This window comes from Aeromonas sp. A35_P, from assembly GCF_002259925.1.
Taxonomy (GTDB): Bacteria; Pseudomonadota; Gammaproteobacteria; order Enterobacterales; family Aeromonadaceae; genus Aeromonas; species Aeromonas dhakensis.
The window spans coordinates 1-9528 of sequence record NZ_NEVB01000060.1 but is presented as its reverse complement, the minus strand read 5'-3'; the positions used below and the strand labels follow the sequence as shown (position 1 = coordinate 9528).

At 62.1% G+C, this 9528-nt stretch carries 8 protein-coding genes; 6 read left to right on the top strand and 2 right to left on the bottom strand.

Translation table 11 applies throughout. The features are described 5' to 3' along the window. Positions 1–63: 63 nt before the first annotated feature. Positions 64–1206 (bottom strand): 2-aminoethylphosphonate--pyruvate transaminase, encoded by a 1143-nt coding sequence (gene phnW / locus CAK78_RS05095; RefSeq protein WP_094696582.1) that lies wholly within the window; start codon positions 1204–1206, stop codon positions 64–66. Between the two features lie 253 nt (positions 1207–1459). Between phnW and phnR the strand changes: the two genes are divergently transcribed. From phnR to CAK78_RS05070, 5 genes are all read left to right on the top strand, one after another. Beyond that, on the top strand, positions 1460–2167 hold the full coding sequence (phnR, locus tag CAK78_RS05090; RefSeq protein WP_176452680.1) for a phosphonate utilization transcriptional regulator PhnR: 708 nt from the start codon (positions 1460–1462) through the stop codon (positions 2165–2167). 117 nt (positions 2168–2284) lie between these two features. Next, entirely contained in the window at positions 2285–3304 is a 1020-nt protein-coding gene (locus CAK78_RS05085) for a putative 2-aminoethylphosphonate ABC transporter substrate-binding protein (RefSeq protein WP_094696580.1), read from the top strand. Between the two features lie 264 nt (positions 3305–3568). Next, complete coding sequence (locus tag CAK78_RS05080; RefSeq protein WP_094696579.1) at positions 3569–4663, top strand: putative 2-aminoethylphosphonate ABC transporter ATP-binding protein; 1095 nt, start codon at positions 3569–3571, stop codon at positions 4661–4663. Next, positions 4660–6408, top strand: coding sequence for a putative 2-aminoethylphosphonate ABC transporter permease subunit (locus tag CAK78_RS05075; protein ID WP_094696578.1), 1749 nt, complete (start codon positions 4660–4662; stop codon positions 6406–6408). The genes CAK78_RS05080 and CAK78_RS05075 overlap by 4 nt, the downstream gene beginning before the upstream one ends. Before the next feature lie 18 nt (positions 6409–6426). Beyond that, complete coding sequence (locus tag CAK78_RS05070; protein ID WP_094696577.1) at positions 6427–7833, top strand: FAD-dependent oxidoreductase; 1407 nt, start codon at positions 6427–6429, stop codon at positions 7831–7833. 116 nt (positions 7834–7949) lie between these two features. Here CAK78_RS05070 and CAK78_RS05065 read toward each other — a convergent pair whose 3' ends face one another. Beyond that, positions 7950–8417: a YcgN family cysteine cluster protein gene (locus CAK78_RS05065; RefSeq protein WP_094696576.1), complete on the bottom strand. Its 468-nt coding sequence runs from the start codon at positions 8415–8417 to the stop codon at positions 7950–7952. A gap of 232 nt (positions 8418–8649) precedes the next feature. Here CAK78_RS05065 and CAK78_RS05060 point away from each other — a divergent pair, with 232 nt between their 5' ends. After that, a complete protein-coding gene (locus CAK78_RS05060; protein ID WP_094696575.1) occupies positions 8650–9444 on the top strand; it encodes an SDR family NAD(P)-dependent oxidoreductase in 795 nt (264 codons plus the stop codon). Positions 9445–9528 lie beyond the last annotated feature (84 nt).

Below are 9528 nucleotides of genomic sequence, written 5' to 3'. Positions count from 1 at the left end.
CGGCACGGCCACTGCCGTGCAGCTTATGGTCGTGCTGATCGCAACCGTGAGGCGCCATGCTGGTCATCGCGCGTCCCCTTGCCAGTAACAGGCGCTGGCCATGGCGGCGAGCAGGCAGCGCACCCGCTCTGGGGTCACGTCACCGATATTGCCGATACGGAAGCAGTCGGCTTGGGAGACCTTGCCCGGATAGATGACAAAGCCCTGCGCCTTGAGCCGCTGGTAGAAGTCGGCGAAGCGGTAATCAGGATGGGTCGGAGAGTAGAAGGCGGTAATGATGGGAGATTGCCACTGCTCGGGCAGCAACGGGGCAAAGCCAAGGGCGGCCATGCCGTCCACCAGGGTGCGCTGGTTTTCGCTATAGCGCCGATGGCGGGCGGCGATGCCCCCCTCTTCGTCCAGCTCGCGCAGGGCCTGGGCAAAGGCGAGCACGGTGTGGGTGGGCGAGGTAAAACGCCACTTGCCCCCCTGCTGCTCCATGGTCTGCCACTGGGCGTGCAGGTCGAGGGAGACCGAGCGGGCACGACCGGCGCAGGCCGTGAGCGCCACGCGGCGGGCGATGACGAAGCCAAAGCCCGGCACCCCCTGAATGCACTTGTTGGCGGAGCTGATGAGAAACTCGATGCCAAGGCGCCCCATGTCGATGGGGATACCGCCAAAGCTGCTCATGGCATCGACGATCAGGCGAATGCCGCGGCGCTGGCAGAGCTCAGCCACCTCCTCCAACGGGTTGAGCATGCCGGTGGTGGTCTCGCAGTGCACCATGGCCAGATGGGTGATCTCGGGGTGGCACACCAGCATCGCCTCGATAGCAGCAGGTTCCGGGCAGTTTGTCTCGCCGCAGTCGAGCTCATGGTGGCGCAAGCCAAGGCAGCGGGCCATCTCCCCCATGCGGGCACCGTAGGCGCCGTTGTTGATGATCAGCAGACACTCATCGACACCTATCGCCGAACCCAGCACGCTCTCCACCACATAGCTGCCGCTCCCCTGCAGCAGCACGGCGCTGTAGTCGTTTTCATACTCCGGGCCGGTGGCGAGGCGCACCAGCTCACGGCGGATGGGCTCCACCACACCCTGGTTGTAGTCCGCATCCCAGGTGCAGCTGTCTTGCAGCATGGCGGCGCGCACCGTGGCGGTGGTCGAGAGGGGGCCCGGGGTCAGCAGCAGGTAATCGACGGCGGCGGGGGCCGCAGGAATATGGGTCATGATTTAGCTCCTTTTGGTATATACCAGATTGAGCGCATTGTGGGTAACTCCCCCGCCAAGGTCAAAGGGGTGGCGCCATGTGCAACAAAAAATTCATTTACGGCGCCGGGATCGCGATAATCTAGGAAGCCTGAACAACAGGGGCAACACTGGTCTCTACCAATGCACGTTGATGCCTACGCTTAGCGACCGGGCCGATGACCAGCCCAGTGCCCAACCCATTGCACGATTCAATGCAAAACCAGGGATTTTCATGAGCAAACCGCAATATCTGCAGATCAAGGATGCCCTCGCCAACCAGATCCTGGCGGGGGGCCTAGCCCCCAACGACAAGCTCCCCTCCGAGCGGCTGCTGGGGGAACTCTACGCCACCACAAGGGTCACCATCCGTGAGGCGCTGGTGCAGCTGGAGGCCAATGGCCTTATCTATCGGGAGGATCGCCGGGGCTGGTTCGTCACCCCGCCCCGTTTCAGCCTCAACCCAAGACGCACCTCCAACTTTCACCAGATTGTGCGGGAGCAAGGGGGGGAGCCGCGCACCGAGTTGCTGAAGAAGAGCCGCCAGGCGGTGCCCCCGGCACTGATGGCGCGGCTGCAGCTCAAGCCATTCGACAGCCTGTTTCTGCTCAAGCGGCTGCGCTACGCCAACGGGCGCGCCATCTGCTATTGCGAGAACCACTGCCTGCCAGAGCGGGTACCCGGCCTGCTGGAGCTGGATCTCAACGGCAGTCTGACCGAGATCTACCAGGCCCATTACGATCTTCACTACGCCCGCATGCAGGTGCGCTTCTTCCCCACCGCCCTGCCGGACGAGGTGGCCAAGGCGCTGGGGGCCACCGCCGGTCTGCCCGCCCTGCGCCTCGAGCGGCTCAACTTCGATCAGCACGGCCGGGTGCTCGACTTCGATCTGGAGTACTGGCGCCACGACAGTCTGGAGATCGAGGTGGATACCCAGGATTGAGTGCCGCAACCGGCTCGGCAAAACGTCATGGGGCCGTCACCCGAACGTCATAAAGATCCCCTAGCCTCTCTCTCGACCAATCTGGTTTATACCAAGCCAATTTAAATGGAGAAGAGGATGAAACAGGGAACCCATCTGCTGGCCGCCGCCGTGCTGGCCGCCATGACAGCCCCGGCACTGGCCGCGACCGATCTCACCGTCTACACCGCCTTCGAACCGGAGCAGCTCGGCGAGCTGAAAACCGCGTTCGAGCGCCAGCATCCGGACATCAACATCAAGTGGGTGCGCGACTCCACCGGCGTGGTCACCGCCCGCTTGCTGGCAGAAAAAGCCCAGCCCAAAGCGGATGTGGTGTGGGGGCTGGCGGCCACCAGCCTGATGCAGCTCGACCAGCAGCAGATGCTGAGTGCCTATGCGCCCAAGGGATTGGATAAGCTCGACAGCCGCTTTCGCGACAACAAGGCCGAGCCGCACTGGATAGGACTGGACGCCTTCTTCAGCGCCATCTGCTTCAACAAGGTAGAGGCGGAGAAACAGGGGATCCCGGCCCCCACCAGCTGGGCCGACCTCACCAAGCCCATATACAAGGGCAAGGTGATCATGCCCAACCCCAGCTCCTCCGGCACCGGTTACCTGAGCGTCGCCGGCTGGCTGCAGACCATGGGCGAGCAGCAGGGCTGGCAATTCATGAACGGGTTGCACCAGAACATCGACCGTTACACCCACTCGGGCTCCGCCCCCTGCAAGCTGGCCGCCAGCGGCGAGACGGTGATCGGTATCTCCTTCGACTTCCCCGCCACCAGCCTCAAGGCCAAGGGGGCCCCCATCGAGGTGGTGTTCCCGAAAGAGGGCTCGGGCTGGGACATGGAAGCCGCCGCCATCATCAAGGGTACCCCCAAGCTGGATGCCGCCAAACAGCTGCTCGACTTTGCCGCCACCGAGCAGGCCAACGCCCTCTACAACAAGTCGTTTGCCGTGGTCGCCATTCCGGAGGTGGCCAAGCCAAGAGCCGGTTATCCCGCCAACATCAAGGGCCAGATGATCGACAACGACTTTGGCTGGGCTGCCCGCGAGCGCAACACCATCCTGGCCCAGTGGAGCGCCAGCTTCGATGGCAAGACCGAAGCCAAGCAGTAATCCCGTTTAAGGCTGGTTTGAGCAATGCCAATGCACCCAGGCCGATAAACCGATTGCCGAAGGCCAACCCAGGTTGGCCTTCGTTTTTTGGCATCAACCCCATGTGTGTCGTCCTCAATGGGTGGCCCCCCATCCACACGCAGCCCAGCCATCTGCTGGCGCCCCGTCGTCATCTGACTGTCATCAAGCCGTCATCCCCCGATCACCTGACCGTCACACTTCACCCACAAACTGGTATATACCAAATCAGTAGCGAGTCGCACCATGACCCAGCCCTATCTGGACATTCAACATCTCAACAAGCAGTTCGGGGCTTTTCAGGCCCTCAAGGGGATCTCTCTGACCATTGAGCCGGGGGAGTTCATCTGTTTTCTCGGCCCCTCCGGCTGCGGCAAGACCACCTTGCTCAGAGCCATCGCCGGGCTGGATCTGCCGGACAGCGGCGAGATCTGGCAAGGGGGGCGCAATATCTCCCGCCTGCCGCCCCAGCAGCGCGATTTTGGCATCGTGTTTCAGTCCTACGCCCTCTTCCCCAACCTGACGGTGGCCCAGAACATCGCCTTTGGCCTTGAGAATCAGGGGCTGGCACGGGACCTCATCAAGGAGCGGGTCGATCACTGGCTGGGGCTGGTGGCTCTCACGGCCCAGTCCCACAAATACCCGAGCCAGATCTCCGGCGGCCAGCAGCAGCGGGTGGCGCTGGCCCGGGCACTCGCCCTCTCCCCCGGCCTGTTGCTGCTGGACGAACCGCTCAGCGCGCTGGATGCACTGGTGCGCACCCATCTTCGCAGCGAGATCCGCGCCCTGCAGCAGCGCCTTGGCATCACCACCATCATGGTGACCCACGATCAGGAAGAGGCGCTGACCATGGCCGATCGCATCGTGGTGATGGAGAGCGGCCGCATCGTGCAGGTGGGCACCCCGCAGGCGATCTACCACCAGCCTGCCAGCCGTTTCGTGGCAAGCTTTGTCGGCACCATGAACTTCCTCGACACCCTGGTGCTGAGCCCCACTCAGGTGCGCCTTAACGAGCAGCCGCTGACACTCGCCAACCGGGCCGCGGCCGGCAGCAAATTGCAGGTGGCGATCCGCCCCGAGGCGATCACCCTGAGTGCGCCGAGCGAGCTGTATCTTGGTCAGCACGGCATCGACGCGCAGATCGATCAGGTAGAGTTTCTCGGCGCCGCCCAGCGCCTTATCTGCACCGCCGACACCTATCTGGGCCCGCAGCAAATTCTGGTGGAGCGCCCGACCCACGAGTTGCCACGTCACGAACAGGGGGACTGGCGCAGCGGCATGCGCTGCTCGCTGCACTGGCCCGCCGGGGCGATGCAGCTGTTTGAAGGAGAGCGCTCATGAACGCCCCCTTCGCGACCTCCCCCTTGTCGCCGTCAACCGTGGCGCAACGCACCTCCCGCTGGCAGCGGCTCTGTCGCGGCTGGAGCCGGGATCAACTGCTGCAGCTGATCCTGCTTTTGCTTGGCATCGCCCTGCTGGTGGGGGGCCTCTTGCTGCCGCTGCTCACCATGCTGCAAAAGAGCCTGCAGGATGAGAACGGGCTCTGGGTGGGCCTTGCCAACTTCAGCGCCTACTTCGACTCCCCTCATCTGGGGCGCACCATCGGCAACACCCTCTGGCTCGGGGTGCTGATCACCGCGCTGGTGGTGACCATCGCCTTTGGCTACGCCTATGCCCTCACCCGCACCTGCATGCCGGGCAAGCCCCTGTTTCGCCTCATCGGCCTTATTCCGCTGTTGATGCCCTCCCTGCTACCCGCCATCAGTCTGGTCTACTGGTTTGGCAATCAGGGGATCGCCAAGGGGCTGCTGGGCGGCGAGAGCATCTACGGCCCCATCGGCATCGTCATTGGTCTGGGCTTCTGGTGCTTCCCTCACGCCCTGATGATCCTGATCACGGCGCTCGGCCAGAGCGACGCCCGCCTCTATGAAGCCTCCCGGGTGCTCGGCAGCAGCGGCTGGCGCACCTTTGTCACCGTCACCCTGCCTACCGCCCGTTATGGCCTGCTCAGCGCCGCCATCGCCGTCTTCACCCTCACCATCTGCGACTTCGGGGTGGCCAAGGTGATTGGTGGCCAGTACAGCGTGCTGGCCACCGACATCTACCGGCAGGTGATCGGGATGCAGAACTTCTCGCTGGGCGCCGTTGCCAGCGTCACCCTGCTGCTGCCGGCACTGTTGAGCTTTGCCCTGGAGCACAGAGTGCGCAGCAAGATGCAGGAGCAGAGCAGCACCAAGGCGGTGCCCTATCAGCCCAAACCCCATCGGCTGCGGGATCTGCTGGCGCTCGGCTGGTGTACTCTCTGGGCCCTGCTGTTTCTGGCGCTGGTGGGCATGGCGGTTTACGGCTCCCTGGTGCAGTTCTGGCCCTACAACCTCGGGCTGACGCTCGATCACTACGCCTTTGACAGCAACAGCGTCTATGGCTGGCAGCCCTTTACCAACACCTTGCAGCTGGGCCTCTATACCGCGCTTATCGGTACCGTGCTGGTGATGGTGCTGGCCTGGGCACAGGAGAAGGGGCGCCACTTTGCATGGCTGCGCCAGTTGCTGCACCTGCTCGCCATGCTGTCGCTGGCGGTGCCCGGCATGGTGCTGGGGCTGGGTTACATCTTCTTTTTCAACGGCAATCCGCTGTTTGGTGGCCTCTACGGCACTCTCTATGGCACTCTGCCGCTGATGGTGCTCTCCTGCGTCATCCACTACTACACAGTGGGGCATATGACGGCGCTGACCAGCCTCAAGCAACTGCCCAAGGAGCTGGAGCTGGTGGCCATCTCATTGCGCATTCCGCTCTGGAAAGCGTTTTGGCGAGTGACTCTGCCCGCCTCCCTGCCGGCACTGCTGGAGATCTTCATCTATCTGTTCGTCAACGCCATGACCACCACCTCGGCGGTGATCTTCCTCTATTCGAGCGACAGCGTGCTCGCCTCCATCGCCGTGCTCAACATGGAGGATTCCGGCGATACCGCCGCGGCCGCTGCCATGGCCACCCTGATCCTGCTGGCCGCCGCCACCGTCAAGCTGCTCCAGCTCTTTTTGAGCCGCGCCCTGCTGGATCGCACCCAGCGCTGGCGCCACCAATAACCTTGTCGAGGAGTCATCATGTCCACTCTCCCCTTCTGGCTGGCCGAAGCGCTCGCTGCCGAACAGCCCGCGCCCCCCATCCCCTTGGTCGGCAACCACGAGGCCGATGTCTGCATCGTCGGCGGCGGCTTTACCGGGCTGTGGAGCGCCATCGCCCTTAAACAGGCCGAGCCTGCCTTACGCATCATGGTGCTGGAGAAGGATCGCTGCGGCAGCGGCGCCTCCGGGCGCAACGGCGGCTGCCTGCTCACCTGGTCGGCCAAGTATTTGACCTTAAAGCGCCTCTTTGGCGAGCAGCAGGCCGCCTGGCTGGTGCAAAACTCAGAGCAGGCGGTGCACGAGATCGCCCGCTTCTGCGAAAAGCACAACATAGAGGCGGAGTTGAGGGTCGAGGGCACCTGTTACACCGCAACCAGCGAGGCCCAGCGCGGCCTGATGGAGCCGGTATTGCGGGAGCTACAGCGAGCCGACCTTAACCAGTGGCAGGCAATTGAAGAGGGTGAACTGGCGAGCCAGAGCGGCTCCCATGTTCATCTGGAGGGGCTCTACAGCCCTCACGCGGGTTCGGTGCAACCGGCACTGTTGGTGCGCGGCCTGCTGCGGGTGGCGCGGAAGCTGGGGGTCGAGGTCTATGAAGGCTCCCCCATGCAGCGCCTTGAGGCGGGCCAGCCAGCGCGGGTGCAAACGCCGCAGGGTGAGGTGCGTGCCCGCAAGGTGGTGCTGGCCCTCAACAGCGCCATGGCGGCGCACTTTCGCGAGTTGCGCCGCAGCATAGTGCTGGTCTCCTCCGACATGGTGATAACCGACCCCGCGCCGGATGCCCTGGCCGCCCAGCAGCTTGAGCACGGCCGCTCCGTGGTGGATGGCCGCACCTTTGTCCACTACTACCGCTCAACACCGCAAGGGCGGCTGATGCTGGGCAAGGGGGGCAACACCTTTGCCTTTGCCAACCGCCATCTGGCCGGGTTCGACGAACCAAGCCGTTATCTTGTCCCCCTCACCCGCACCCTGCGCAGCTTCTTTCCGGCGCTCAAGGAGGTGCCCATCGCCGCCAGCTGGTGCGGCGCCTCCGACCGCTCGGTGGATGGCCTCCCCTTCTTTGGCCACTGGCGAGGGCAGCCCAACGTTGTCTATGGCCTCGGCTATTCCGGCAACGGGGTGGCCCAGAGCTGGATGGGCGGCCAGATCCTGGCGGCTTTGGTGCGCGATGAAGTGCGGGAGGAGGACAAACTGTGGCGCGACTGCGCACTGGTCAGCGGCCCGCGCGGCTACTTTCCGCCCGAACCCTTTCGCTGGCTGGGGGCCATGGCGGTGCGCAATGCCATCCGGCGCAAGGAGCGGGCAGAGGATGAGAACCGCCCGGTGGCCTGGTATGACAAACAGCTGGCCAAACTGGCCGATGCGGCGGGCAAGGCGGACAAATAGGCACCTTCGCAGCGCTTAGAAAGGGGCCAGAAAGCCGAAGGGGCAGGGAGTGATGACTCCCCTGCCCCTTCGCTGTTTATGCGACTCGACGGCTGGCCCGATAGACAGGCCTGGCGTTAGCTGGCCCAGGTAATGATGTGATCGATCCAGTCGCCGGCATCCACCTCGTGCACCACCTTGCCGCGCACCGACTGACCAGCCTGGTGCATGGCGCTGCGGCTGCCGGTGATAAGCGGATGCCACTCTGGCAGGCTCTGCCCCTCCGCCAGCAGGCGGTAGGCACAGGTCGATGGCAGCCAGTCATATTCGGCAATCTTGTCGTGGGTGATCTGCAGGCAGTCCGGCTCTTTTTTGAAGCGGTTACCGTAGTCGGAGCACTGGCAGGTCTTGGTATTGAGCAGGTTGCAGGCCACGTTGGTGAACACCAGCTCCTCGGTGTCCTCGTCGATCAGCTTGTTCAGGCAGCACTTGCCGCAGCCGTCGCACAGGGACTCCCACTCCGTCATGGTCATCTGTTGCAGGCTCTTTACCTGCCAAAAGGGGGCGTTCTGCACGGGTTCTGTTTGCTGCGCGTTTTGCTGCATGAAAATAGGCTCACTCAATACACTGACAAGCGCGTGGTTATACGCTCTATGGCCCGATTTTTCAAGGTTGGCGGCGGTTTTGCCTGTCGTGCGAGGGTAATGTCACTACCGGTGATTCATGTGATCCCATCCAGATAATCAGACTGGCAGATCTCCATCTAACGGTTGTCATTTCTACCCGCTGGTGGGCGGAAATAGCTGTGGCATACTGGCCTCCCCCGCAGATCCGAATATGATCTGCTATTCGAACCTGCGGGTGAACATGAACTGGCCATATGGATTAATGGGTGGTGTGATGAAGGCAGTATTGATAACGGGGGCGAGCAGAGGATTGGGGCTGGCACTCGTCCAGACTTTTTATAAACACAAGTATCAGGTTTATGCAGTTGTCAGAACCGCCAATGCCTATGACATGCTGACGACTATGTACCCTGGAGTCTCTGTGCTTGTTGCTGATGTAACTCATGAAAACTACGAGTCTCAGCTTTCCGGGTTTATCGAGCACACGAAGATAGATATTGTCATAAACAATGCGGGCTCCGCCGGCACCCCGGGTATAGATACCAAGCGCAGTACAAGCGACCAGCTCACTTATGAATTTAAAACTCACTGTGTCGGTGCTCTTTCTACCGTAAAAGCCCTGCTGAACCATGAAAATAGAATGCAACCATCCTTGATCGTCAATATCAGTTCAAGGAGAGGATCATTGAACATGCAAGCAGCAGGCGCAGCCAAGGGAATCAAGTGCTCTTTCTCTTATCGCATTGCGAAGGCGGCCCAGAATATGTTGTCACTCTGCATGGCGGATGATTTGGAGAGCATGGGTATTAAAGTGATCTCGGTCCACCCCGGGGCACTGCTCACCAAAATGGCCCCTGCCGATGCGACGCTGACACCGGAGCAATCCGCAAGCAGACTGGTTGACATGATCGAACGTGATGATGTTAATTCACGGGATGTATGGAGATGGTATTCACCTGACAGTTGCCCACAAAAGGGAGTGGTCATACGGCTTCAAACCGGATAACAAAACGGTACCCCTACCGTGTTATCTGGAGTCACCGTATGACCACCAACGAGAAAGTAGCACGTCGCAAACTCAGCCTGCTAG